This is a genomic window from Variovorax defluvii (genome assembly GCF_039541515.1).
GTDB lineage: Bacteria > Pseudomonadota > Gammaproteobacteria > Burkholderiales > Burkholderiaceae_C > Variovorax > Variovorax defluvii.
Map to the genome: position 1 here is coordinate 38,357 of NZ_BAABGJ010000059.1, position 25,189 is coordinate 63,545.

24 protein-coding genes are annotated in these 25,189 nt (G+C 65.1%); 12 read left to right on the forward strand and 12 right to left on the reverse strand.

Going from position 1 to position 25,189, the window contains the following annotated elements:
* The 6 genes from ABEA07_RS18525 to ABEA07_RS18550 form a co-directional block, all read left to right on the forward strand.
* A partial coding sequence (locus ABEA07_RS18525; RefSeq protein ID WP_345539675.1) for an RHS repeat domain-containing protein occupies window positions 1-1,024 on the forward strand: 1,024 nt, incomplete at its 5' end.
* A gap of 80 nt (window positions 1,025-1,104) precedes the next feature.
* Complete coding sequence (locus tag ABEA07_RS18530; RefSeq protein ID WP_345539676.1) at window positions 1,105-1,392, forward strand: hypothetical protein; 288 nt, start codon at window positions 1,105-1,107, stop codon at window positions 1,390-1,392.
* Between the two features lie 992 nt (window positions 1,393-2,384).
* Complete coding sequence (locus ABEA07_RS18535) at window positions 2,385-3,473, forward strand: RHS repeat domain-containing protein (RefSeq protein ID WP_345539677.1); 1,089 nt, start codon at window positions 2,385-2,387, stop codon at window positions 3,471-3,473.
* 1 nt (window position 3,474) lies between these two features.
* Window positions 3,475-3,990, forward strand: coding sequence for an Imm42 family immunity protein (locus ABEA07_RS18540; RefSeq protein WP_345539678.1), 516 nt, complete (start codon window positions 3,475-3,477; stop codon window positions 3,988-3,990).
* 344 nt (window positions 3,991-4,334) lie between these two features.
* Window positions 4,335-4,871 (forward strand): hypothetical protein, encoded by a 537-nt coding sequence (locus ABEA07_RS18545; protein ID WP_345539679.1) that lies wholly within the window; start codon window positions 4,335-4,337, stop codon window positions 4,869-4,871.
* Window positions 4,872-4,907: 36 nt separating this feature from the next.
* The gene (locus ABEA07_RS18550; protein ID WP_345539680.1) at window positions 4,908-5,324 is read left to right on the forward strand and encodes a cupin domain-containing protein; all 417 of its coding nucleotides are present in this window, start codon (window positions 4,908-4,910) and stop codon (window positions 5,322-5,324) included.
* A 14-nt stretch (window positions 5,325-5,338) separates the two neighbouring features.
* Here ABEA07_RS18550 and chrA read toward each other — a convergent pair whose 3' ends face one another.
* Window positions 5,339-6,574, reverse strand: coding sequence for a chromate efflux transporter (gene chrA, locus ABEA07_RS18555; protein WP_345539681.1), 1,236 nt, complete (start codon window positions 6,572-6,574; stop codon window positions 5,339-5,341).
* Window positions 6,575-6,669: 95 nt separating this feature from the next.
* Window positions 6,670-7,242, reverse strand: coding sequence for a TetR/AcrR family transcriptional regulator (locus tag ABEA07_RS18560; RefSeq protein WP_345539682.1), 573 nt, complete (start codon window positions 7,240-7,242; stop codon window positions 6,670-6,672).
* A 117-nt stretch (window positions 7,243-7,359) separates the two neighbouring features.
* On the opposite strand from ABEA07_RS18560, the gene ABEA07_RS18565 reads away from it, so the two are divergent.
* The 4 genes from ABEA07_RS18565 to ABEA07_RS18580 all read left to right on the forward strand — a co-directional run bounded on the left by ABEA07_RS18565 (window position 7,360) and on the right by ABEA07_RS18580 (window position 11,646).
* On the forward strand, window positions 7,360-8,532 hold the full coding sequence (locus ABEA07_RS18565; RefSeq protein WP_345539683.1) for an FAD-dependent oxidoreductase: 1,173 nt from the start codon (window positions 7,360-7,362) through the stop codon (window positions 8,530-8,532).
* 153 nt (window positions 8,533-8,685) lie between these two features.
* Window positions 8,686-9,249 (forward strand): TRAP transporter small permease, encoded by a 564-nt coding sequence (locus tag ABEA07_RS18570; RefSeq protein ID WP_345539684.1) that lies wholly within the window; start codon window positions 8,686-8,688, stop codon window positions 9,247-9,249.
* Entirely contained in the window at window positions 9,246-10,544 is a 1,299-nt protein-coding gene (locus tag ABEA07_RS18575; RefSeq protein ID WP_345539685.1) for a TRAP transporter large permease, read from the forward strand. The genes ABEA07_RS18570 and ABEA07_RS18575 overlap by 4 nt, the downstream gene beginning before the upstream one ends.
* A gap of 67 nt (window positions 10,545-10,611) precedes the next feature.
* On the forward strand, window positions 10,612-11,646 hold the full coding sequence (locus ABEA07_RS18580; protein WP_345539686.1) for a DctP family TRAP transporter solute-binding subunit: 1,035 nt from the start codon (window positions 10,612-10,614) through the stop codon (window positions 11,644-11,646).
* A 157-nt stretch (window positions 11,647-11,803) separates the two neighbouring features.
* Here ABEA07_RS18580 and ABEA07_RS18585 read toward each other — a convergent pair whose 3' ends face one another.
* The 5 genes from ABEA07_RS18585 to ABEA07_RS18605 all read right to left on the reverse strand — a co-directional run bounded on the left by ABEA07_RS18585 (window position 11,804) and on the right by ABEA07_RS18605 (window position 16,468).
* Entirely contained in the window at window positions 11,804-12,541 is a 738-nt protein-coding gene (locus tag ABEA07_RS18585) for an amino acid ABC transporter ATP-binding protein (protein WP_345539716.1), read from the reverse strand.
* Between the two features lie 186 nt (window positions 12,542-12,727).
* Complete coding sequence (locus ABEA07_RS18590) at window positions 12,728-13,399, reverse strand: amino acid ABC transporter permease (protein ID WP_345539687.1); 672 nt, start codon at window positions 13,397-13,399, stop codon at window positions 12,728-12,730.
* A gap of 1 nt (window position 13,400) precedes the next feature.
* Entirely contained in the window at window positions 13,401-14,126 is a 726-nt protein-coding gene (locus tag ABEA07_RS18595) for an amino acid ABC transporter permease (protein WP_345539689.1), read from the reverse strand.
* 97 nt (window positions 14,127-14,223) lie between these two features.
* Window positions 14,224-15,126, reverse strand: a complete 903-nt coding sequence (locus tag ABEA07_RS18600) for an amino acid ABC transporter substrate-binding protein (protein WP_345539690.1) — start codon at window positions 15,124-15,126, stop codon at window positions 14,224-14,226.
* A gap of 355 nt (window positions 15,127-15,481) precedes the next feature.
* Window positions 15,482-16,468, reverse strand: a complete 987-nt coding sequence (locus ABEA07_RS18605; protein ID WP_345539691.1) for a LysR substrate-binding domain-containing protein — start codon at window positions 16,466-16,468, stop codon at window positions 15,482-15,484.
* 198 nt (window positions 16,469-16,666) lie between these two features.
* On the opposite strand from ABEA07_RS18605, the gene ABEA07_RS18610 reads away from it, so the two are divergent.
* The gene (locus tag ABEA07_RS18610; RefSeq protein WP_345539692.1) at window positions 16,667-19,633 is read left to right on the forward strand and encodes a hypothetical protein; all 2,967 of its coding nucleotides are present in this window, start codon (window positions 16,667-16,669) and stop codon (window positions 19,631-19,633) included.
* Window positions 19,634-19,667: 34 nt separating this feature from the next.
* Here the strand turns inward: ABEA07_RS18610 and ABEA07_RS18615 are convergent, their stop codons facing one another.
* Complete coding sequence (locus ABEA07_RS18615; protein WP_345539693.1) at window positions 19,668-20,606, reverse strand: 2-hydroxyacid dehydrogenase; 939 nt, start codon at window positions 20,604-20,606, stop codon at window positions 19,668-19,670.
* A gap of 23 nt (window positions 20,607-20,629) precedes the next feature.
* Window positions 20,630-22,465, reverse strand: coding sequence for an ABCB family ABC transporter ATP-binding protein/permease (locus tag ABEA07_RS18620; protein WP_345539694.1), 1,836 nt, complete (start codon window positions 22,463-22,465; stop codon window positions 20,630-20,632).
* A 38-nt stretch (window positions 22,466-22,503) separates the two neighbouring features.
* Between ABEA07_RS18620 and ABEA07_RS18625 the strand changes: the two genes are divergently transcribed.
* Window positions 22,504-22,941, forward strand: coding sequence for an acyl-CoA thioesterase (locus ABEA07_RS18625; RefSeq protein ID WP_345539695.1), 438 nt, complete (start codon window positions 22,504-22,506; stop codon window positions 22,939-22,941).
* A 320-nt stretch (window positions 22,942-23,261) separates the two neighbouring features.
* On the opposite strand, the gene ABEA07_RS18630 is transcribed toward ABEA07_RS18625, so the two are convergent.
* Genes ABEA07_RS18630 through ABEA07_RS18640 form a run of 3 tightly spaced genes read right to left on the reverse strand, consistent with a single transcriptional unit; the run spans window position 23,262 to window position 24,520 of the window.
* On the reverse strand, window positions 23,262-23,639 hold the full coding sequence (locus ABEA07_RS18630) for a hypothetical protein (protein ID WP_345539696.1): 378 nt from the start codon (window positions 23,637-23,639) through the stop codon (window positions 23,262-23,264).
* Window positions 23,632-24,141 carry a helix-turn-helix transcriptional regulator gene (locus ABEA07_RS18635; RefSeq protein ID WP_345539697.1) on the reverse strand — a complete coding sequence of 170 codons (510 nt, stop codon included), beginning with the start codon at window positions 24,139-24,141 and terminating at the stop codon, window positions 23,632-23,634. Before ABEA07_RS18635 ends, ABEA07_RS18630 begins: the two co-directional genes overlap by 8 nt.
* Complete coding sequence (locus ABEA07_RS18640) at window positions 24,131-24,520, reverse strand: type II toxin-antitoxin system RelE/ParE family toxin (RefSeq protein ID WP_345539698.1); 390 nt, start codon at window positions 24,518-24,520, stop codon at window positions 24,131-24,133. The genes ABEA07_RS18635 and ABEA07_RS18640 overlap by 11 nt, the downstream gene beginning before the upstream one ends.
* Between the last annotated feature and the right edge of the window lie 669 nt (window positions 24,521-25,189).

Sequence of the window (25,189 nt, forward strand, 5' to 3'; positions counted from 1 at the left end):
CGCCGAACAGCAAGGCACCGCCTACCTCTACGACGAAGAGGGCAACCTGATCTCGGAGACAGGCACCGGTGGCGCCAACAGCACCGGGAGCACCGAGTACATCTACCTGCCGACGGCGAACGGTCCGATGCCGATCGCAGCGGTGATCAACGGGCAGATGTACGCCGTTCACAGCGATCACCTGAACACCCCGAGGCGGCTCACCAACAGCCAGGGCCAACCGGTCTGGCAATGGGCCTACTCGGCCTTCGGAGACGAGAAGCCCACCATCGCGAAGAACAGGTTCGCGAACCTGGAGGTCAACCCGAATCCGGGCACGACGAGCTTTCCGGACATCACCTACAACGTCCGCTACCCCAATCACTACGCGGATCAAGAGTCAGGGCTGTTCGAGAACCGGAACCGCTTCTACAACCCGTCGTTGGGCCGCTACACGCAAGGCGATGCCTTTGGGTTGAGTGCCGGCACGAATCGCTTCGTCTACGCATTGGACGATCCGCTGAGCGTGTTCGACGACGACGGGCTGGCGCCGAAGAAGCCCGACGGTGCTGCGCCTGCACCGTACTCGCCGCTGACCGGGGGCGTGATCAAGCCTTCCCCGGTACCGGGATGGCAGCCTTTGCAGCTGGGCGTGCCAGGCCGCGCGCGCATTGACGGAGAGGGCTCGGCAGGAGCGGGGAGAGGGGTCGTCGGGCCGTTTTGTCCGCCGGAAGGGGTGGACGCCGCAAAGGGAACGACTGGACTTGGGAAGTTTGCTGGTGAATCGATTCCCGCTAGATCAGCAGCACGGGACTTCACAGCCGCCGAGCGTGCCGAAGTCAACGCGATTGGTGCCAAGACCGGCTGCCAAACTTGTGGTACGACGACACCCGGAACCAAGTCGGGCAACTTCGTACCGGACCACCAGCCGCCGTCCGCCTTGAATGCCAAGGGTGAGGCGCAACGGTTGTACCCACAGTGCGTCAATTGCAGCCGAGAACAAGGCCTTGAAATCGCGCGGCAACTTCGCCAAGGACCCCAATGATGAAATTCTCAACGCGAATTGCACCGCCCAACTCGTTGGTGCTTCTGGAGGACCCTAGCGGAGGTGAAATTCCGGCTTCCATGAATCGAGCGCTGATCGGCTCGACAGCCTCTTGCATCGCGGTCGGCTGCCGCGCTGAAGATGACGGGGAGACGGAGATTGTTCTCGGGTCGGCTGGCAGCGTGGACACCGGGGAACGACCCGTCTTCACCGGAATGCTGCAAACGCCAAGTCGCCGCTTGGCAGTTCGGACGGTGCATGGCGCCCTGCTGCTCGAAGCACCCGTACTTATGGTCGAGACGAAATTGAAGATATGGGTCAACGATCCCAGTGAGCCAGACCGCATAGCCATTGGGATTGAGCAATGACATTCCTTGCCGCAAAGGGATTCTCGTCGGCCAATGATGGAACAGCCCACTTCAGCGGTATGGAGGGCGCAGATCAGGGATGTTTACCTCGATGGAGAATCGTGCGACGAGATCGTGCACCGAGTGAATATGGGGGTTGATCGCGTGAAGAGTCTCCATCGATTCTGGTTCACCTTCCAGAACCCACCTCCATTCAGTCCGCTCGGCTTGGGTTGCGGCGGAGCGTCGGCGACGCTCCTGAGCACGAGGATCTGGTGAGGACCGTAAGCGAGCGCTTGAGGTGATCTCTCTGCTGCGTCGAACCCATGCCGTTTGATGAGCGAGGTGCCGAGCTTCGTGGAAAAGTAAGCGCTCGATGGCCGTCAAATTGCCCATCTCATACCCGGCCCGAATGTTCTCTTGACAATGCCTATTTGTCCGTCTGAGCTGGGGATCTTCATGCCTGCCGTCACGACGAAGTTCTCGTGGTCGAAGCCTCCTGTGTGATTGGCGCACATATGGCAACAAGTGGAATTTCGATGTCGGACCCCGAGAGCCGTGGCGCGATGTTGTCTGATGCCATACGTGGCGCAAGACGTCCCAGCGCTTGCGGCTTCGGCCTCATGACCGTATAGTCGCGCCGCCCCCGCGCACCGCCTGGTGCGGGAGCCTCGACAACAAGCAGGCGTTCCCGGAAAGCTGTCACACATGAGAAGTCCTTCGCGGCGCGCGCCGCTGCGGGCGTTGATCGCCCGCGTCTCGTCTCTCTTCGGCTCGAGCGGTCGCTCGAAGCGCTCCAGCCCCATCTCGACCCCTCGCCGCGCCCGCTCTCCAGAGCTTGCACGGGGATCTCCCGCACGCCACCGGAAGGCCAGCGCGCCGCCCGCGCCGCCGATCCCAGCCTGGCACCTCTGGCGTCTCGTCATGGTGTCCTGGCCGCCTTCGCGGTCGCCGGTGCACTCCAGGCCGGGCCATCGTCGACGACGCCGCAGATCGGCATCACCACGGCCGGCTTGACCGACAGCCTCAAGGGCTTCTTCACGCGGCTCTGGAGCCCCGCCGCCAGCGGTGCCGAACAGCAAGGCACCGCCTACCTCTACGACGAAGAGGGCAACCTGATCTCGGAGACAGGCACCGGCGGCGCCAACAGCACCGGGAGCACCCAGTACATCTACCTGCCGACGGCGAATGGGCCGATGCCGATCGCGGCGGTGATCAACGGGGAGATCTACGCCGTCCACAGCGACCACCTGAACACGCCCAGACGCTTGACCAACAGCCAGGGGCAGGCTGTGTGGCAATGGCCCTACTCGGCCTTCGGGGACGACAAACCCACCATCGCAAAGAACAGGTTCGCGAACCTGGAGGTCAACCCGAATCCGGGCACGACGAGCTCTCCCGACATCACGTACAACGTCCGCTACCCGAATCACTACGCGGATGAAGAGTCGGGCCTCTTCGAGAACCGGGACCGCTTCTACAGCCCGTCGTTGGCGCGCTACACGCAAGGCGATGCGTTTGGGTTGAGTGCCGGCACGAATCGCTTCGTCTATGCATTGGACGATCCGCTGAGCGTGTTCGACGACGATGGGCTGGCGCCGAAAAAGCCCAACGGCGCTGCGCCTGCACCGTACTCACCGCTAACGGGCGGCACGATCAAGCCTTCCCCGATACCGGGATGGCAGCCTTTGCAGCTGGGTGTGCCGGGCCGCGCGCGCATTGACGGAGAGGGCTCGGCGGGAGCGGGGCGAGGTGTCGTTGGGCCGCTCTGCTCGTCGACGGGCGTGGATGGATCAAAGGGGTTGGCTCGATACGACGGGCCGAAGCCCCAGCACCACGTAAATCCGGCGCACGACCCGCGTTCGGCTAGATACAACCCTCAGAAAACGCCACAACCTCCCGATGCAGAGTCTGTGTACGGAAATGCGGTGCCGGACGACCCAATCAACCCTCGCAACTGGTACGGACTCAATTCTGCCGGCAAGATCTATCGATTCTCGTCGGCCAATGATGGAACAGCGCACTTCAGCGGTATGGAGGGCGCGGGCGACGGCATCCGCAACATGACTGACTACGCTCTGCAGAGAATCGGAAGACGGTGAAATGCTATTTGGGGACAAGAACGAGTTTGCTATCGAGGCTCAGTTCGACACTTGGCATGACAAGTGGTGCTTTGGGCGGCTTCGCATTTGGGTAAAGGGAGACGAGTACGGAAACTTCTTGGACTCCGTGGATCTTGCGAGCGCATCACGTTGGGGACGAACTTTCTTGCAGCATTCCGAAGGCCGAATGGTCACAGGATTGAATGAGCTCAATGCCTCCGAAATCTACACCCAGGTCGCGGGCCGGCCTCTTCTCGATGGAAGTGGTCAAGCGGGTGTAGCCGTACTCGACCGCGATGCATTCGTGTTCGACGACATCGGGGAATCGTCCCTGAGAGACAAAGTATCGATTGTTGTGGCTCGTGACTCGGCCAGCGGTAGAGAGCGGATCATGGTGAAAGATCTGAAGACGGGCGACATCAGGGACGTTTACCTTGATGGAGAATCGTGCGACGAGGTCGTGCAGCTTTTTTGCGTATGGTGCGAGTCGCTCGCGCGCCAAGGCAACGAGTCCTGATGCGCGAAGCGCTGAAGGGTCATAGACATTCAACCAGGCCTCGACGCTGGGAGATGGTCGTTTCCCATGGTCAAGTTCATCCAAATACTGGATCATGCAAGGCAGCGTCTTTGGGAACTGCGGCGATCCTGAGCTGAACGATGCCGACGACACACTTCCATCTGCAAGATGCGCAGTGTCGCGCGCCGCGCCACAGCCGTCTCACGAAAGGGGTGAATGCGGCGGTCAAGGCCGGGGAAATCCCGACGCGCTGCGCTCGCCAACGATGTAAGTTTTTCTAGATCGGGTCCGATATTTCTCCGACGAAATGGTCCCGGTCCCCATGGGCCGGACTGGAGGCTCCGATGTGGAAAAGCGACTACGGCGAATCCGCGGTGGCGCAGGAGCTTGCGCCCCGCAATCCGAGCTACGGCGTATGGGTCGATGACCCCGGGGGCTTCTCGACGTACCGGATCACCCCGCTGCACCACAGCTTCCACCAGCATCCGCTGTTCCAGATCCCGGCGCTGGTGCAACTCGGCAAGGAGCTGGCACCCTTCGAGCAGTGCCGCTTCATGCGGCCGGGCCTCACGCCGGCCTCGGTGATCGCGCACGACAGCCGGCATCCGGACGGGCGCAGCATCGACGAGTTCTTCGAGCGGCTGGAAGAGCCCGGGTCCTCCGTGGCGCTCTACAACATCGAGGTGATTCCGCGCTACCAGGCGCTGCTCGACGCCGTCGTCGACTCCATGCGCGAGAAGGTCGAGGCCGAGCAGCCGGATGTGTTCAGGGTGAACGGCTTTGTCTTCATCTCCGCGCCGCCCTCGGTCACTCCCTTCCACATCGACCGCGAGAACAACTTCTGGCTGCAGCTGCACGGCCACAAGATCTTGAACGTGTGAGACCACCGCGATCGCAGCATCGTTTCCGCGGACGCGGTGGAGGACTTCATCGTCACGCACTCGCTGCGCAAGGTGCGCTACCGCGAAGCGTTCAGGCCCCTGAGCCAGGAGTTCCACGCCCAGCCCGGCGATGGTGTGTATTTCCCGAGCACCTCGCCGCACATGACGCGCTCCGACCCGGACTGGACGGCGCCGGGCGATGGCGTGTCGATCTCGATCGGCGTGACCTTCTATACCTCGGTCACGCGGAAGACGGCACGCATCCACCAGGCCAACCGGCTGCTGCGACGCTGCGGCCTGTCGCCCGCCTCTCCGGGGGAGTCGCCGAGGGGGGATGCAATCAAGGCATCGCTGGGCGGCATGATCGGCTCGGCGCGCTCCAGGCTGATCGCGATGAGTGCTACCGGCAAGCGCTTCAAGCGCGCAACGGCGCCGCCGCCTGGGTCCTATTGACGTGTTGCAGCTTCTCAGCGCTGCAACACGCCCGCGACCACGGCCGCCGCGATGACGACCAGCACCGGCGACACGCGGCCGAACACCAGCAGCGCGAAGGCCGCGAGGGCCAGCGCGAAATCGGCGCGGTCATGGATCGCACCGGTCCAGACCGGGTCGTACAGCGCGGCCACGAGGACGCCGACCACGGCCGCATTGATCCCTGCCATCGCCTGCTGAAAGGCGCTGCGCTGGCGCAGTGCTTCCCAGAAAGGCAGGGCACCCGCCACCAGCAGAAAGGCCGGCAGAAAAATCGCCAGGAGCAAGGTGAATCCACCGAGCCATCCGCCCAGGGGCGCCTGCATGGCGGCGCCCAGGTACGCAGCGAAGGTAAACAGCGGCCCGGGGACGGCCTGCGCGGCCCCGTAGCCGGCGAGAAAGCTGGCGTTGCTCACCCAGCCGGGCGGCACCACACCGGACTGCAGCAAGGGCAGCACCACGTGGCCGCCACCGAACACCAGCGCGCCGGCCCGATAGAACACGGCCACGGCCGAAGCGAGCATCGAGCCGCTCGCTGCTGCCATCGCGGGAAGCGCCAGCAGCAGCACGCCGAACACGGCCAGCAGCGTGGCGCCCACCGGTTTGGAGATGCCGTAGTCGCGGTGGGTGGCAGGCGGCAGATGGGCGACGCGCACGGCGAATCGCCCCGCCAGGCCGCCCAGCACGATGACGACGATCTGGCTCCATGCCGCCGGCACCGCGAGCACCGCGAGTGCCGACATCACCGCCAGGCCGGCCCGCAAGCGATCGGGGCACAGCGTTTTCGCCATGCCCCACACCGCCTGCGCCACCACCGCGACCGCCACGACCTTCAGCCCATGGACCACGCTGGAGGACGCGAGGGCCGACCACTCGGCCACACCGAAGGCGAACAGGATGAGGGCCACGGCGGACGGCAGCGTGAAGCCCACCCAGGCCGCCAGCGCCCCCAGCCAGCCTGCGCGGCCCAGGCCCAGGGCCATGCCGACCTGGCTGCTGGCCGGGCCGGGCAGGAACTGGCACAGCGCGACCAGGTCCGTGTAGCCACGATCATCCAGCCATTGGCGGCGCTCGACGAACTCGGTGCGGAAGTAACCCAAGTGCGCCACGGGCCCACCGAAAGAGGTGAGCCCGAGTTTCAGGAAGGCGCCGAGGACCTCGAGTGCCGATCCGCGCCGGGCGCGCCCGGGGTCCTTGCCTTGCGCGTTCTCGCCAGGTGCAGGGTCTGCCATCGGCGCTGATGCTAACCGTGCCCGATGCTGCGCTCATGACATCGAGCGCGCCTGAGCGCAGCGGCCTGGCGGTTCATCCTTGTCCGCAACCGCCCTCAGGCATCGAACAAATAAGACTGCACCGTCGCACCGATGCGGCGGACGATCTCGGCCCGCTTGAGCGCCACCACCGGCGGCAGCTTCAGCACATAGCGGCACAGGGCGAGCCCCAGCACCTGGCTGGCGATCAGCCCGGCGCGCGCGGCCGCGCCCGCGCGCGCGTCGCCGCTCAGGCGCGCGATCAGGGGCGCCATCTGCGTCGCGAACAGCGTCTGCATGCGCGCGGCCGCGGCCTCGTTGGTCGAGGCGGTTCGCAGCAGCGCCATCAGCGTCTCATCACCCTCCCAACGGTCCAGGAAATGCGACACCAGCGCCGGACCCAGCCCCGCGCGCGGCACGCCTGCGAGGTCGGGCAGGCGCAGATCGAAGTCGGCCGCCGCGGCGAACAGTCCTTCCTTGTTTCCGAAGTAGCGCATCACCATCGACGGATCGATCCCGGCCGCCGTGGCAACCGAACGGATGGTGGTGGACTGGTAGCCGGAAGCGGCGAACTGCGCGCGCGCCGCCGCGAGGATGGTGGCCTTGGTGGCATCGGAGCGCCGGACGGGCCCGGGGGTCGCATCGGTCATGCCAACAAGTATAGGCCAACGGTTGTTGACAAAATGCGGGGCCACCCCTAGAGTTGCCAACAAATGTAGGCCAACAATAGTTGGCCAACATCTGTTGACTCAACCAGGAGCAGTGCCATGTCCGACCCGTCCGCCCCCGAGGCCCCGACCGCCCCCTTCGACACCGACGTCCTGATCGTCGGCGCCGGCCCCGCCGGCCTGACGCTCGCCACCGCGCTCGCCGCGCGCGGCGTGAGGCTCATGCTGATCGATCGGCAGGGCGAGGGCGCCAACACCTCGCGCGCCGCCGTGGTCCATGCCCGCACGCTGGAAGCGCTGGAGCCGCTGCAGGTCGCCTCCCGGCTCGTCGAACGCGGGCTGCGGGCACAGCGCTTCACGATCCGCGACCGCGACCGCGTGCTGGTGCCCATCGGTTTCGACCACCTGCCGACGCGCTACCCCTACACGCTGATGGTGTCGCAGGCGGTCACCGAGCGCGTGCTGCTCGAGCGCCTGCGCGAGTTGGGCGGCCAGGTGCTGCATCCGTGCGTCGTGACCGCGGTGCGCCAGGACGGCGCCGGCGCCACCGCCACGCTCGAGGACGGCCGCCGCCTGCGCGCGCGCTACGTGGTCGGTGCCGACGGCATGCACAGCACGGTGCGCGAACAGGCAGGCATCGGCTTCGCCGGCGGCAGCTACGCAGAGTCCTTCATCCTGGCCGACGTGCGGCTGACCGGCGGCGTGCCGCGCGACGAGGTGATCCTGTACTTCTCGCCCGCCGGCATGGTCGTGGTGGCGCCCCTGCCGGACGGTGCGCACCGCATCGTCGCCACCGTGGCGGATGCGCCGGAGCGGCCCGGCATGGCCTGCCTGCAGGCCCTGCTGGACGCACGCGGCCCGGCCCGCGAAGGAGCGGTGGTCCGCGAGTTGCTGTGGAGCTCGCGCTTCCGGGTCCACCATCGGCTGGCGGATGCCTACCGCGCCGGCCGCGTGCTGCTGGCCGGCGACGCGGCGCACGTGCACAGCCCGGCCGGCGGCCAGGGCATGAACGTCGGCATCCAGGATGCGATCATCCTGGCCGATGCGCTGTGTGAAGCGCTCGCCGGCAACGACGCCGCGCTCGATGCCTACGGCAGCGCACGGCGGCCCGTGGCGCGCCAGGTGATCGCCCTGGCCGATCGCCTCACACGCATGGCCACCGCACGCCCCGGGCTGCGGGCCGCGCGCAACCTGTTGTTGCGCACGCTGTCTTGCGTGCCGATGGTCCGCCGCGGGCTCGCGTGGCGCCTGTCGGGCCTGGTCTACCGCTGAGGAAGCGGGGAACAGACCGGTCCAGGTGCGCGTCGGCGCCCCTCGTGAGCGGGCCGCGGCGACGGCAGCTAAGGAAAGCCCCGATGGGGCAAGCAGTTATGGAACGTTACGATCCGCTCTGGCCGAATCCAGGCCGCCGCGCCCCTGCCCTCGATGTCCTCTCCCCCCGAGTCCGGCCCCACGCTGGACGCCGCCAGTCCCCTCCCTCCCGAGATCGAAGCCGCCGACGAGCCCACCCGCGTGCCGCTTGCCATCGAGGACTGGGCCACGGTGCTCATCATGGGCCTGCTGGCCTGCATCACCTTCGCCAACGTGCTGGTGCGCTACTTCACCGATTCCTCCTTCGCCTGGACCGAGGAGTTCTCGGTCTTCCTGATGATCCTGCTGGCCATGGTGGCGGGCTCGGCCGCGGTGGCGCGCGACCGCCACATCCGCATCGAGTACTTCGCCGAGGGTGGCTCGATGAACCGCCGCAAGCGCCTTGCGCAGTTCGGCGCGCTGATGGTGGCCCTGCTCTTCTTCGTCATCGCGGCACTGAGCGTGCGCGTGGTGTGGGACGACTACCGCTTCGAGGAGACCTCGCCCGGCATCGGCGTGCCGCAGTGGTGGTATTCGATCTGGCTGCCGATCGTGTGCTTCGCGATCGGGCTGCGCGCGGTGGGCCTGTTCGTCCGCCGCGGCCGGGAGCGGCGCACGCAGGAAGGCGTGGGGCCATGATCCCGGCGCTGCTGTTCGCCGCCTTCATCCTGATGATGCTGGTCGGCGTGCCGATCGGGGCGGCGCTGGGCCTGGCCGGCGCGGTCGCGATCGGGCTGGCCAATGCCGATGCGCAATGGTTCGGCCTGCTGGCAGTGCCGCAGAACTTCTATGCCGGCCTGGGCAAATACCCGCTGCTGGCGATCCCGATGTTCGTGCTGGTCGGCTCGATCTTCGACCGCTCGGGCGTGGCGCTGCGGCTGGTGAATTTCGCGATCGCGCTGGTCGGGCGCGGGCCCGGCATGCTGCCGCTGGTGGCGATCGTGGTGGCGATGTTCCTCGGCGGCATCTCGGGCTCGGGCCCGGCGAACGCGGCGGCGGTGGGCGCGGTGATGATCGGCGCGATGTCGCGCGCGGGCTATCCGGCGGCCTATTCCGCGAGCGTCGTCGGTGCGGCGGCAGCCACCGACATCCTGATCCCGCCCTCGGTCGCCTTCATCGTCTACTCGGTGCTGGTGCCCGGTGCCTCGGTGCCGGCGCTGTTCGCCGCCGGCATGGTGCCGGGCGTGCTGGCCGGCCTGGCGCTGATCGTGCCGGCGGTGTGGTTGGCGCGCCGCCACCGCATGGGCGCGCTGGAGGCGACGCTGCCGCGCCCGCCTTTCTGGAAGAGTTTTCGCGACGCGATCTGGGGCCTGGCCGCGCCGGTGCTGATCCTGGGCGGCATGCGCGCCGGCTGGTTCACGCCCACCGAGGCTGCAGTGGTGGCGGTGTTCTACGGCCTGTTCATCGGCATGGCGGTGCACCGCACGATCAAGGTCAGGGACCTGTTCGTGATCCTGCGCGAGTCGGGCGAGCTCTCGGCGGTGATCCTGCTGGTGGTATCGCTGGCGGGGATCTTCGCCTACTCGCTGTCGACGCTGGGCGTGATCGACCCGGTCACGCGCGCGATCGTGAACTCCGGGCTGGGCGAATACGGCGTGCTCTCGCTGCTGATCCTGCTGCTGATCACGGTGGGCATGTTCCTCGACGGCGTCTCGATCTTCCTGATCTTCGTGCCGCTCCTGTGGCCGATCGTGCAGCACTACCAATGGGACCCGGTGTGGTTCGGTGTGATCCTCACGCTGAAGGTGGCGCTGGGCCAGTTCACGCCGCCGCTGGCGGTGAACCTGATGGTGTCCTGCCGCATCGCCGGCGTGCGGATGGAAGAGACCGTGCGCTGGGTCGGCTGGATGCTGTTCGCGATGTTCCTGGTGATGGTGGCGGTGATCGCCTGGCCGCAACTGGCCCTGTGGCTCCCGCATGCCCTCGGCTATTGACATGCTGCTCTCCCCCAGGCTCGCCCTGGATCAACTGAAATCAAATCAACCGAAGGAGATAAAACCCATGAGATTTCGTCGTTCGCTGATCGGCCTGCTGGCCGTCGCCGCCACCCTGGGCGGCTTCTCGGTGTCCGCCGCCGCGCAGAACTACAAGGCCGAATACAAGATGTCGCTGGTGCTGGGCCCGCCCACGCCCTGGGGCCAGGCGGGCAAGATCTGGGCGGACCTGGTGAAGGAGCGCACGCAGGGGCGCATCAACATCAAGCTGTACCCGGGCGTGTCGCTGATCCAGGGCGACCAGACGCGCGAGTTCAGCGCGCTGCGCCAGGGCGTGATCGACATGGCGGTCGGGTCGACCATCAACTGGTCGCCGCAGGTCAAGCAGCTGAACCTCTTCTCGCTGCCTTTCCTGATGCCGGACTATGCGGCGGTGGATGCACTGACGCAGGGCGAGGTGGGCAAGGAGATTTTCAAGACCCTGGACAAGGCGGGCGTGGTGCCGCTGGCCTGGGGCGAGAACGGCTACCGCGAGATCACCAACTCCAAGCGCGCCATCAGGTCGCCCGAGGACCTGAAGGGCATGAAGATCCGCGTGGTGGGCTCGCCCATCTTCTCGGACATGTTCAGCACACTGGGCGCCAACCCGACGCAGATGAGCTGGGCCGATGCGCAGCCGGCGCTGGCCAGCGGGGCGGTGGACGGGCAGGAGAACCCGCTGTTCCTCTTCACCGTGCTCAAGATGCACACGGTGGGCCAGAAGTTCGTGACGACCTGGGGCTACATGGCCGATCCGCTGGTGTTCGTGGTCAACAAGGACATCTGGGCCTCGTGGACGCCGGCCGACCAGGCGATCGTGCGGCAGGCGGCGATCGATGCCGGCAAGCAGGAGATCGAACTCGCGCGCAAGGGCCTGGTGGAGGCGGACAAGCCGCTGCTCAAGGACATCGCGGGCATGGGCGTCACGGTGACCGAGCTGTCGCCGGCCGAGCGCGAAGCCTTCGTGAAGGCGACCCGTCCGGTGTACGCGAAGTGGAAGCCGCAGATCGGCAACGAGCTGGTGACGAAGGCGGAGCAGGCGATCGCTGCGCGCAAGAAATAGGCGCGCATCGCAGAGCAATAAGAAAGCCCCGCATCGCGGGGCTTTTTGTTCGGAGGGCACTGTCGATCCAGCTCTGCTGGTCGACTGGTACCGTCCCCCGGGAGGGGGTTGGCGCAGCGACACGAAGTGCGCGCAGCCTGGGGGGCGAGCCTGGAGCCTAATGCGCCAGGATCTTGTTGAGGAAATCGCGGGTTCGCGCCTGGCGGTTCTCGGGATGCGCGAAGAACTCGTCCTTCGAGCAGTCTTCCAGGATGCGCCCACCCACGTCGATGAAGATGACGCGGCTGGCCACCTTGCGCGCAAAGCCCATCTCGTGCGTGACCACCATCATGGTCATGCCTTCCTTGGCCAGCGCCACCATCACGTCCAGCACTTCGCCCACCATTTCGGGATCGAGCGCCGAGGTGGGCTCGTCGAACAGCATCACGATCGGGTCCATCGACAGCGCGCGCGCGATCGCCACGCGCTGCTGCTGGCCGCCCGAGAGCTGGCCCGGGAACTTGTCCTTGTGGGCCATCAGGCCCACGCGGTCGAGCATCTTCAGGCCCCGGGTCTTGGCCTCGTCCGGCGAGCGGCCCAGCACCTTGATCTGCGCGATCGTGAGGTTCTCCGTCACCGACAGGTGCGGGAACAGCTCGAAGTGCTGGAACACCATGCCCACCCTGGAGCGCAGCTTCGGCAGGTTGGTCTTGGGGTCGTGCAGCCTGATGCCATTGACCGTGATCTCGCCCTTCTGGAAGGGCTCGAGTGCATTCACCGTCTTGATCAGCGTCGACTTGCCGGAGCCGGAAGGTCCGCAGACCACCACCACGTCGCCCTTGGCGATGCTGACCGAGCAGTCGTTGAGCACCTGGATCGGGCCGTACCACTTGGAGACGTTCTTGATTTCGATCATGTTCTCAGCCATTTTGAGTGCTCTCCTATCAATGGGTGGCCGCGTTGATTTCACGAGGGCGCCACGCGGCATGCGGAGCGAAGCCCGTTCGGGGGACACCGCGGAACCGGCTCCGCCGGGCCGCTGGTGTCGCCCCCCTGGAAGGGGGGTTGGCGAAGCGACACGAAGTGCGCGAAGACTGGGGGGTCATCGAATAATTGCGATCTTCTTGTGAAGACGCTTGACGAGATAGGACAGCGCGAAGCAGATGATGAAATACAACACCGCGGCGAGCAGGTAGGACTCGATGGGCCGGCCGAAATTCTTGCCGGCGGTCTCGAAGCCCTTGAGCAGGTCATACGCGCCGATGGCATACACCAGCGAAGTGTCCTGGAACAGGATGATGGTCTGCGTCAGCAGCACCGGCAGCATGTTGCGGAAGGCCTGCGGCAGGATGACCAGTGTCATGTTCTGCTTGTAGGTCATGCCCATCGCCTGTCCGGCGAAGACCTGGCCGCGCGGGATGGACTGGATGCCCGCGCGCATGATCTCGCTGAAGTAGGCGGCCTCGAAGGCGACGAAGGTGATGATGGCCGAGACCTCGGCGCCGATCGGGCGGCCGATGATGAAGGGCACCAGGAGGAAGAACCACAGAATGACCATCACCAGCGGAATGCTGCGCATGCCGTTGACGTAGATGGCAGCGGGCGCATCCAGCCACTTCTTGCCCGACAGGCGCATCAGCGCCAGCAGCGTGCCGAAGAAGATGCCGCCGGCCGTGGCGACCACCGTCAGGAAGAGGCTGAAATACAGGCCCTTCAGCAGGAAGCCGGTGACGACGTCCCAGTTGTAGAAGGAGAAGTCGAGGTTCGTCAGCATGTCAATGCCCTCCTCCGCCCGCCTGGGCAATGAAGCCCGGCACGCGCGTCCTCTTCTCGACGTAGGCCATGATCCGGTTGATCGCGAAGGCGGAGATGATGTAGAGCACCGTCACGGCCAGGTACATCTCCATCGGGCGGGCCGTTTCCTCGCCGGCCTGCATCGCGAACTGCGTCATCTCGGCGATCGACACCGCGAAAGCCACCGAGGAATTCTTGAAGATGTTCATCGACTCGCTGGTGAGCGGCGGAATGATGATCCGGTAGGCCATGGGCAGGATCACGTAGCGGTAGTACTGCGGCGTGGTGAAGCCCACCGCCATGCCCGCGTAGCGCTGACCCCGCGGCAGCGCCTGGATGCCGGAGCGCAGCTGCTCGGCGATCCGTGCCGAGGTGAAGAAACCCAAGGCCAGCACCACCAGCACGAAAGGCGGCACGTCGCGCATCACGGTGAAGAGCGCCGGCATCACGTGGTACCAGAGGAAGATCTGAACCAGCAGCGGCACGTTGCGGAACAGCTCGACCCAGGCGTTGCCGAGGCGCACCCAGCCGGGGCTGTCGGGGAGCGTGCGGATCACGCCGACGATGGAGCCGAGGATCAGGGCCACCACCAGGGCACAGAGCGCGACCGAGACCGTCCAGCCCCAGGCGGACAGAAGCCATTGCCAGTAAGTCGGGTCCTTGCCACCCGGGTCCTGCAGGAAGACCTGCCAATCCCAACTTCCCATGGGACCTCCTCAATCGTTGTTAGGTGAAGAAGAAAACAAACCTGAAAACAAACGCCCGCCGCAATGGGCGGGCGTTCGTCGATTCAGCCCATGCCGATCACTTCTTGACGTACTCTTCCATCGGCTTGTTGTTGGGGTTGGCCCAGGCCGCCTTGGTGGCTTCCGACAGCGGCAGGCCGACCTTGGTGTTGGTCGGCGGGATCGGCTGCATGAACCACTTGTCGTAGAGCTTGGCCAGAGAGCCGTCCTTGATCTGGGCCTTGATGCTGTCGTCCACGGCCTTCAGGAAGGCGGTGTCGCCCTTGCGCACCATGCAGGCGATCGGCTCGACCGACAGGACGTCGCCGACGATCTTGAAGTCGGCCGGGTTCTTCGACTTGGAGATGTTGCCGGCCAGGATCTGGCCATCCATCACGAAGGCGTCGGCACGGCCGGATTCCAGCAGCAGGAAGCTGTCGGCGTGGTCCTTGCCCATCACTTCCTTGAAGTCGATGCCCGATGCGCGCTCGTTCTTGCGCAGGGTCTGGACCGAGGTCGTGCCGGTGGTGGTGACCACGTTCTTGCCGTTCAGGTCCTTGATGGAATTGATGTTGGAGTTCGCCTTCACGGCGATGCGCACCTCCTCGACGTAGGTCGTGACGGCGAAGTCGACGTCCTTCTGGCGGGTGGCGTTGTTGGTGGTCGATCCGCATTCGAGGTCGACGGTGCCGTTCTGCACCAGGGGAATGCGGTTCTGCGAGGTGACCAGCTGCTTCTTGATCTCGAGCTTGGGCAGACCGAGCTGCTTCTGGATGTCGGCCAGGATCTTTTCCGCCATTTCGGTGTGGAAGCCGACGTACTTGCCGTCACCGATGGTGTAGGCCAGCGCACCGGACGAATCGCGCACGCCCATGGTGACGCTGCCGCTGGCCTTGATCTTGGCCAGGGTGTCATTGGCTTGCGCGAAGGCGCCTCCGGCGGCGAGTGCCATCACGGCCAATGCCAATACCTGCTTCTTCATAAGGAAAACTCCTGTGACTGAGATACACAAATTCTAGACAGCCGCATTCTGCGCCATACCCGGGCCAACCCGGTGCATATCGCACCATGGTCGACCTGTCAGTTTCCACTGCGCTCCACCCGGATGCGGCCATCTGCCGGCCCGGTCTGCCAAAGCAGCCTTTGTGCCCGAAAAAAAACACGCGCAAGGCGCGTGCTCCAATCGAATGACAACCGAATGCGGGCACGACTGTAGAGGCGCCGCCAGCGCGAGGCAAATGCGCATTGCGACGGTCGGCATGCCGCGGCGTCATAGTTTGTGCGCTGCACCAAATCCGCGCCTGCCGGTTGCTGCCGGCGCCCTTCCTGCCAGCCGATCACGCTTTGGGCTGGGTGCCGACCAGGTAGGCCCAGAGGGCATCCGCCGTGCTCTTGGTGGCGCCCGGGACGGCGCCCTCCCCCTTGCTTCCGGCGCGTCCGCCCGGCCGGGCCGCGCCCGAGGCGGCCGGCCGCTCACGGTAGGCCCGGATTTCCATCGTGGCCTCCAGCCTGTCGATGTCGGGCGGCAAGGCGCTGACCAGGGTGCCTGCCCGCACTTCCCTGCGCACCGCGCTTTGGGGCAGGAAGGCGATGCCGTGCCCTTCCAGCGCCATCACCTTGAGGCCCTCGGCCATGTCGGTCTCGTAGACGCGGTCGAGGTGGATGGCGGTGCGCGACTCCTTCAGCAGCTGATCGACCACCCGCCCCAGGTAGGCGCCGGGCGCGTAGCCCAGGTAAGGCAGCGGCTGGCCCGCCCGGCCCGGGAGGCGGAAGCGCGGCGCCCCATCGGCATCGGGCTTGACCCAGGGCGCGACCACCTCCTGCCCCAGGCTCACCATCTCGTAACGCGTGGCGTCGAGCGGCAGGGGCTGCGAGGGATGGTGATAGGCAATCAGCAGGTCGCAGCTGCCTTCCACCAGGCGCAGCACGGCGTCGTGCACGTTCAGGGCGATGAGGCGGCTCTTGAGCGGGCCGAACCGCTCGCGCAGGCTCGTGACCCAGGCCGGGAAAAAGGTGAAGGCCAGGGTGTGCGGCACCGCGACCTCGATCACGTCCTGCCCCGCGGCCGCATGGCCGCGCAGCATGGCGCGGGTGCTCTGCAGAGCCTGCAGCATCTCGATGGCCTGGCCGTAGAGCGTCTGGCCGGCGGGGGTGAGGCGGGTGGGGTAGGAACTGCGGTCCACCAGGTCGGTGCCGGCCCAGCCCTCCAGCGCCTGGATGCGGCGCGAGAAGGCCGGCTGGGTGACGTGACGCAACTGCGCCGAGCGGCTGAAGCTGCGCGTCTCGGCGAGGCTCACGAAGTCTTCGAGCCACTTGGTTTCCATGGGCGGCGATTATGGCCGGGTCCCGCCTGCCGTCCTTGCGCTTCGGCGGCCGGGATCGGGGACGCGCTCGATGCGCAACGGCATGTCCGGAACCTCGCCTCCTGGGGAGTTACTGAGTTTCCGCGCTCGGGACGAGCAACGAGCGATGCAAGGCCTCCGCTCATCCGTTCTCACTCCTGGTCTCAGGTCCTCGACAACATGCACCTTCAATCCAGCAGCCCCCACTCTTTGCGCCCGCACCTGCCGCCGTGCACGAGCCTGCCGAATCTCGATTTCCTCGACGCACCGGACGCGCCGCCCGCGTTGCGCGCGTTCTACATGGATGGATGCCTGCCCCCGGCTTCGGCGTTCAGCCACATCGCCGGCTGGTGCCATGCCAATGACGCGATGCCCGTCGTCCGCGACATGCAGAAGCGCAGGGGTTTCACGGGTGCCCTGCACGTGCAGGCTTCCAACGAACCGGAGTGGCTCGGCATGTCGGGCGTCTCCTCGATGCTGGACTCGCTGCAGCGCCATGGCATCCGCTGCACAGAGCTGAACGTGCAACTTCGCAACGCGCACCATGCGATGGCGCTGTGCACCTACCTCGACAGCCTGGGACAGGACGGGCCACGAGGCCTGTCGATCGACCTGTCGGCCCATGCGTCCGACGTGGTCGTTCCAAAGGAGCTCGGGCGATGCATCCTGTCGATGCCGACGCTTCGCCACCTGACACTGCGAGGCCACCTCTCCGACGACGACAGTTCATGCGCGAAACTGGAGGATGGCTTCTTCTCCAGGGCGTGGAGCAACGACTCGATCGAATGGCTGGAGATGGACGGCTCGTTCGATGCCGAACTGCCAGCCGGTCTCGTTCGGCAATGGCTGGCGAACAGGGCCCTCTGCTGCATCGTTCTCGGCGCGGGCAGCTTCGCCGCCACCTTCTGCGGGGAGCTCGTGAATCTTCAGGGACAGCACGCCGTCAGGGATCTGCAACTCGTGCGCTGGTTCAAGGGCGCCGGCCAACTCGCCCCGCGATTCATTTGTGCGCAGCCAGGGGTCTTGCAATTGACACTTCCGCCCTGTGACGAGGACGAAGATGTCGACGAGTGGCTCTGCGAGATCGCCGCCGCCGTCGAACATAACTTCGAACTGCAAAACCTCGCGGTGCGGCAGGCGAACGGAACGCCGCTACCGCTTGACGAAACCAGTCCGACAATCGCAAACGGCCTCCAGAGAAACCGGCGAATCCTGATGGCGGTGAACACAGGCGTCAATCCGAAGGTGGCGATGGCGACGGAGCTCATGCGGTCGGCGCAGCAGACCCTGCGCGCCTACATGGACGACACCTTCAGCAGCGGCGTTCTGACCTTGAATCGCCTGCTCAACTTCGTGTTCGGCCAGTGGGGGCCCCGCCTCGATGAATGGGTGCTGGAGATCGTGCTTGCCGAAGCTCGCCAACAGTTCGAGGCCGCCTTCGATGCGGCCCTGACCACAGGCTTCGCGGACCTGCAGAACGACATGCTGCCTCCCGGTCGCATCGGCCGCCGGGCACTGCCGCCCGACAAGGCCAGCCCCCCTCCCAAGGATCACATGCGGGACTACGATCCATGGCCATGTCTTGTTCCGCTCACGGAGATGCTCCTGGCACTTCCAGGAATACCGAAGCCAGCCGAGAACTTCCTTTTGTTCCGCCAGGAACCTCATCTGGAGCATTTCCAAGCCATCGCGTTGTGGTGCCTGGAAGCAAATCAGCTGGATGTTCTGCTCAGCATGCAAGTCGAGTATGGCTTTGCGGGCTTTCTCAATCTGGCGAGCAACTGCCCCGTGAACATGCACAACGATCCCATCCCGATCCTCAGGCAACTGAGGAAGGCCGGAATCGAAGTCGGAACATTTGCTGTCTCGGTGACGACACAAGCTCGCATGGACGAGCTCGTTGAATTCCTGGAATCCCCCGACATGCTCTCCACGGGCGTGCGGATCCGCGTCAACGGGGCGAACATCCCCTCCGAGCTCGGCCGGGCACTCTTCGGCAATCCCAGGGTGAATGATGTTCGTCTCGGGACAGCGGGCGCCGCCCCGGCGGGGCTGATGTGGCATATCCTGCCACCGGACTTCTTCGACAGGCTGCAGACCAACAGCACGCTCGCGTCCCTCGTCGTGGAAGGCTCGTTCCACCGCGGAACGGCGATGAACTGCCAGTTCGACGAATGGATCCGCAGAGGGGCCGTCGAAACCATCCGCGTGCCGGCGAGCGCTTGGGGAATACAGGTGATGCAGGCGCTGGTCTCCAGCGCGGGCGAAAGCCGGGTGCGTGATTTCCGACTCACGGGAGCGTCTATGTCGTCTTCCTATTCCCCTGCAGCCGCTGCATTGTTCGATCAGCGACTCGGGCTCATTTCGCTCGCATTGCCGGCCACCGCGCTCGAAGGCATTGTCGATCACCCTCGCAATCAGCCGATGCTCAACGAGCGCCTGCTGGAAAACCACACCCTAAGGGCGGTATACGCTGCCCAGCCCGATAGAAGCTGTACAGACTTCAACGACCGCATGAATCTCATCGGGGCGGTGCTGAAGCGCAATACGAAGATGCAGCGCGCCAGCCTGCAGGCGGGGATTCGTCGCACGCTCGAAGCCGTCGCCGAGGCGAGAGGGATGACTGGGAATTCCGCAACGGCATTCTCGCAATCCATGGCGCCCTTCGTGATCGACGCGATCAACCAAGGCAAGTTGATTGCCGCGTCGCTGACTCAGCTGACGCACGGCTCGGTCGTGCGGACCCGCGAGGTCTTCGAGGCTGAAATGTCGAAGGACTCGGTCGGTTCGAAGGTTTTCGGTAACTACTTCAAGACTCTGTTCGAGCCCGATGCGGTCATCTTCACGTTGTTCAGGCAGCTGCGCACAGCAGGCGCGAAGTTGACGGCTCGGAAGGACTACCAGGCGCTCAAGCAAAGTGTGGTCGGGTTGATGATGGACTGGCTTGACAAGGCACTGCGATCCTCCCGCCCGGAGATCAAAGACCCCGACGAAGCCGCGACCTCCATGGATATCGATCCGGGCGCGCTTGCAACGGACCCACAGGCGTTCGCGCCCATGGAAGCCGATGCGCCTGCGACCACCCTCAAGCGAGGCCGGGAGGACGACGGACACGACGCCTCGTCGACCAAACATCAGCGCATCTGAATCCGGGGGACCCGGACCTGTTACGTCACAGGCCCTAGACGGGCGACACCACGCCCCGTCCCGCGAAGTGCCCCTGGGCATTCGCCATGAAGCGATCCACCGAGGCTTGCGTGGCCTCGGGTGACCAGCCCGCCACGTGCGGCGTGATGATCACGTTGTCCAGGCCGATCAGCGCCTCCGGCCGATTCGGCTCGCTTTCGTAGACATCGATGCCCGCGCCCGCCAGGCGGCCTTCGCGCAAGGCGGCGGCGAGTGCCTCCGTGTCGACCACGCTGCCGCGGGAGATGTTGACCAGCCACCCTTGTGGCCCCAGCGCATCGAGAACCTCCGCATTCACGAGATGCCGTGTGGCAGGCCCGCCGGGTGTGGCCAGTACCAGCACGTCGGCCCAGGTGGCCAGCGCCTTCAGGCTGTCGAAGTAGCGGTGCGCCACGCCCTCGCGCGGCTTGCGGTTGTGGTAGCCGATCGGCATGTCGAAGGCGGCGCCGCGCTTCGCGATCTTCTGGCCGATCGTGCCCAGGCCGAGGATGCCCAGGCGCTTGCCCGAGACATTGGCCGGCGATGCGATGGCGTCGCGCCACACGCCCTCGCGGCAGAGCCTGTCGAGGCTGTGGAAGTTGCGCACGGCCGCGATCAGCAGGCCGAAGGCATGGTCGGCCACGCAGTCGTCGTTGGTGCCGGCGCCGTTGGCGACCACGATGCCGCGGGCGCGCGCGGCATCGAGGGGAACGCATTCGTACCCGGCGCCCAGTGCGCAGATCAGTTCCAGCTTCGGCATGGCCGCGATCTCTTCGGGCGTGACGCCGATCACGCCGATGGTCAACACGGCGCGGAATCTTGCGCCGTGCTGCGCGACAGCCGCGGCGCGCTCGGCAGCCGTGGGCGCGTAGGTCACGTCGTAGACGGCGGCGATCTGGGCCAGGTGTTCCTTTGAGAGGCCATTCAGTACAAGGAGGGGAATCTTGTCGGGCATCGGGTCTTTGGAGAAGATGGAAGTCAAAGAACGGGCTCGGCAGCCTCGATCTGCTGCAGCGCCCACATTTGCGCATAGCGGCCATCCCGCGCCAGCAGTTGCAGGTGCGTGCCGCGCTCCACGATCACGCCGCCCTCGAGCACGAGGATCTCGTGCGCGTCCACCACGGTGGAAAGCCGGTGCGCGATGACCAGCGTGGTCTTGTTCTGCGCGGCGCTCTTGAGCTCGGCCTGGATCGCCCGCTCGTTGGCCGAGTCCAGCGCCGAGGTGGCCTCGTCGAAGATCAGGATCGGCGGGTTCTTCAGCAAGGTGCGCGCGATCGCCACGCGCTGCTTCTCTCCGCCCGACAGCTTGAGGCCGCGCTCGCCGACCATCGTCTGGTAACCCTTGGGCGTGGAGCTGATGAAGTCGTGGATGCGCGCGGCGCGCGCCGCTGCCTCCACCTCGTCGTGGCTCGCGCCGGGACGGCCGTAGGCGATGTTGTATTCGATGGTGTCGTTGAAGAGCACCGTGTCCTGCGGCACGATGCCGATCGCCTGGCGCACGCTGGCCTGCGTCACGTGCCGGATGTCCTCGCCGCCGATAACGATCCGGCCTTCCTGGACGTCGTAGAAGCGGTAGAGCAACCGGGCCAGCGTGGACTTGCCCGAACCCGAGGGGCCGACGACCGCCACGGTCTTGCCGGCGGGGATCTCGAAGCTGACGTGCTTGAGGATCGGCCGTGCCGGTTCGTAGGCGAAGCTCACGTCCTCGAAGCGCACCGTGGCATCGCGCCCCGCCAGCGGCTGCGCGCCGGGCGCGTCGCGCACCTCGCGCTCCTTCTCCAGCAGCAGGAACATCTTGTCCAGGTCGGTGAGGCTCTGCTTGATCTCGCGGTAGATCACGCCCAGGAAGTTGAGCGGGATGTACATCTGGATCATGAAAGCGTTGACCATGACCAGGTCGCCCAGCGTCATGCGCCCGTCCGCCACGCCCGCGGTGGCGCGCCACAGCATCAGCACCAGGCTGATGGCGATCAGCAACTGCTGACCGGTGTTGAGCAGGCTCAGCGTCCGCTGGCTCTTGATGGCGGCGCGGCGGTAACGGTCCAGGCTGGCGTCGTAGCGGCCGGCCTCGAACTCCTCGTTATTGAAGTACTTGACCGTCTCGTAGTTCAGCAGTGAGTCGATGGCGCGGCTCTGCGCCACCGAGTCGAGCTCGTTCATGGTCTTGCGGAACTGCGTGCGCCATTCGGTCACCGTCACCGTGAAAGCGATGTACAGCACCAGCGCCACGCCGGTGATCCAGACGAAGGCCGCGTCGAACTTGATGCCGAGGATGGCCAGCACCAGTGTCAGCTCGATGAGGGTCGGCACGATGCTGTAAAGCGACATCGAGATGAGCGAATGCACGCCGCGCGTGCCGCGCTCGATGTCGCGTGTCATGCCGCCGGTCTGCCGCTCCAGGTGAAAGCGCAGCGACAGCGCGTGCAGGTGGCGGAACACCTCCAGCGAAATGCTGCGCGCCGCGCCCTCGGTGGCCTTGGCGAACACCAGCTCGCGCAGCTCGGTGAACAGGGAGGTCGAAAAGCGCAGCAGCCCGTAGGCCAGCAGCAGCGCGAGGGGCACCACCAGGAGCGCCTGGGCCATGTCGGGCTTGGGCGTCATGGTGTCGACCAGGTTCTTGAGCAGCACCGGCACGCCGACATTGGCGACCTTGGCGCCGACCATGAAGAGCAGCGCGGCCAGCACGCGCCACTTGTAGCGCCAGAGGTATGGGAACAAGCGCCGCAGGGTGGCCCAATCGGAACGGTCGGCGCGCGCGGGCGCATCCGCGGGACCAGGGTGGAGAGAAGAAAGGGCTTCGCCGCTGCGGCGCATGGATGACAATCGTGGCTGTTTTTTCCGAGATTGTGCCCATGTCCGAATCTTCCAGTGCCCATGTGGCCACACCGCTCAAGAGCTTGCCCGACGACATGGAGCTGGTGCTCAAGGTCATTCCCATGCCGGCCGACGTCAACGCCAACGGCGACATCTTCGGCGGCTGGGTGATGGCGCAGTGCGATCTGGCCGGCTCCGTCATCCCGGCGCGCTACGCCAAGGGGCGCATGGCCACCGTCGCGGTCAACGAGTTCGTGTTCAAGCAGCCCGTGCGGCTGGGCGACATCCTTTCCTTCTACTCGAAGCTGGTGCGCATCGGCCGCACCTCGGTCACCGTCACGGTGGAGGTCTTCGCCGAGCGCTTCAAGGCCCAGGGCGAGTACATCAAGGTGACCGAGGCCACCTTCACCTACGTGGCCATCGACGCGAACGGGCGGCCGCGGCCGATCGCGCAGGCCGGCGAGGCTGGCTCTTAGGCCTTGGGCATCTCAGGCGGCGGGCAGCAAACGGACCGCCTGGCCTTTTGGGGCGCAATGTTGATGGGAGCCCCTTTGGGTGCGACCGGTTCGATGGGGCTGAGGAGGTTTGGGGGCGGGGGTACAACGAGAGGAAATTCTCCCGCTGGCTCCGTGCACGAGGCCCCGACATAAACTCGACTATGTGCCAGCTATCCAGTTGCGCGTTGCTGCTGTGCGAGTGCGAGGGCGTACTCGGATTAGAAGCGCGTGAAACTGTATCCCGTCCGCGCGCCCCAGGATGAGCCCGTCAGCATTTGGACCGGTGCCCCAAAAGGCGCTCACTTGGAATCCAGCCCAGCGTACTTTTGTCCCGTTACTCCAGTACTCGCTCCTGGGATGGGCTCAAGGGAGGCGAGCAAGTCAGCGGTCCGCTTGAGCCACTCCGCTCCCGTGGCCTCCAACTGAGCCTTGTTAGCTGCAAGATGGGTTATCAACATTCTTGCGGTATCGACCATGGCGGCCGTTGGAATGATCAGCTCACAGGCAATTTGACGCGTTTCTTCTCCGCCCGGGTCTTGGGCAACAAAGCTGTGCCACAGCATACGGCTGTTGGGAAAGCCGACCATCAGTTGAGACATGCCTTCTACGTAAATGGTGGGGGACATTCCTCGAAGAAAGCGTGGAGACTTTTCAGGGGTGGTCGCTTGTTCAGGCATGGGGTCCAATCGGATTGAGGGTTAAGGAGAGCCGACCCGATGCGCTGCTTGGGAACGACGCAGTCGTGTATGGCATCGCAGCTTGGGAGGTAAGGTCGAGGTTGATGACCTCTGCTTTCAGATTCGAGGCAAGCGGAAGGGTCGCCGGCCGCTCTCCACTGCTATAGAAGCATACGAAAGGAGCCTCCTCCTCAAACGATGGAACCTCCCTCCTCGACACATCCGGTACAAAGGTGTGGTGCAGCATGGAGATCAGCGACACAAAGTTCACTTGCAAACCAGTGTCAAAGACGGACGCGAGATCAAACAGCGTCTTGAGTGTGACCCGGCCATACGATGGGTCTTCCAGGCGTGATACCGCTGCCTGTGTAGTACCTAGTCGCTTTGCCAATTGGACCTGAGTCCAACCGCGCAGCGTGCGGATCGTCTTCACCTGGTGAGCGAGGGCGGTTACCACCTCCGCCTTGACATAGGCGTGCCGCGCAGAAGGCCTAGTCTTCATTCGGAGGAAAGTCTTCTCCGTCGATTTGGAGAGGTACTGTCGAACTGGTTCCGTCTTTGACGAGCTTCGCTCTGGCTTCGGCAGAGTTAATGGCATCCGGCGGGGCATAGATGTTCTGCTTATGGGTACAGATCAGTGTGATCGTGAATGTCTCTTCGTTTGGCCCAAAGAAGCCGAGGGCTCGAGTGGCGCAGCGATTTGCGCGATACCGAACTTCATACAGAAAGGGCTTGCCCTTGAGCTTTTTCGCATGAGGCTCGTCCCATTTGTCCCTGGACGATTGAGCCAGGTGGGCCACGGCGCGTGCAAAAGCTTCGCGATCATCGTCGCCATACCTGTCAATGATGTCCTGGACCTCCCGTCTGCCATGTGCGGTCACGTAGGTAGCGAATCGCCATAGCATATCAAATTTGCGATGTTCAGACGTTATAACGTTCGCGGTCTGTGACGTTGTTTGCCCGACAGCGCCTTTTCTCCCTTGGGAGCCGCACATCCTCACTGAGGCACGCGTCGCGACTCGATCCTGGGTTTGACCGAGCGCGCGCTTGCGACCTCACACCGAAGCCCCTGGAATCCGCGCCCGACAAGACACATGCCGGGAGGATTCACGATCCTGACGTTACCAACTGGCCATCGGTCACGCCGATTAACGTTGAGCACCTGTACGGCAAGCAGTGAGGCCCAAGCCGCGCTGGGCTATTCGACGAGCTGCTTCTACATTCCCGCCGGATTCTCGCTTGCTGGGGCAGGCTTGGAAGTGGTCCGTACCTACCAAAGTTGGTAGTTGCCCAGCCATCCGATTCGACATCTACTCCTGCGGCCCGAAAGCAGCGGAGGGATCACTGGTGAAGAAAAGCGCCATCGTCGCGCGGACGATGCTTGCCTCCATCGTGATGGCAGCTTGCATGCAGGGCGCTCCGGTGCATGCGCAGCGCGTGGACCCGGACGTTCTGGTCTTGCGGGCCATTCTGGACAAGCCGGAGGCCGAGATCGAAAGAGATTTCCAGAACAAGCACCCGAGCCACCGCGCTCCGACTGGAAACGAAAG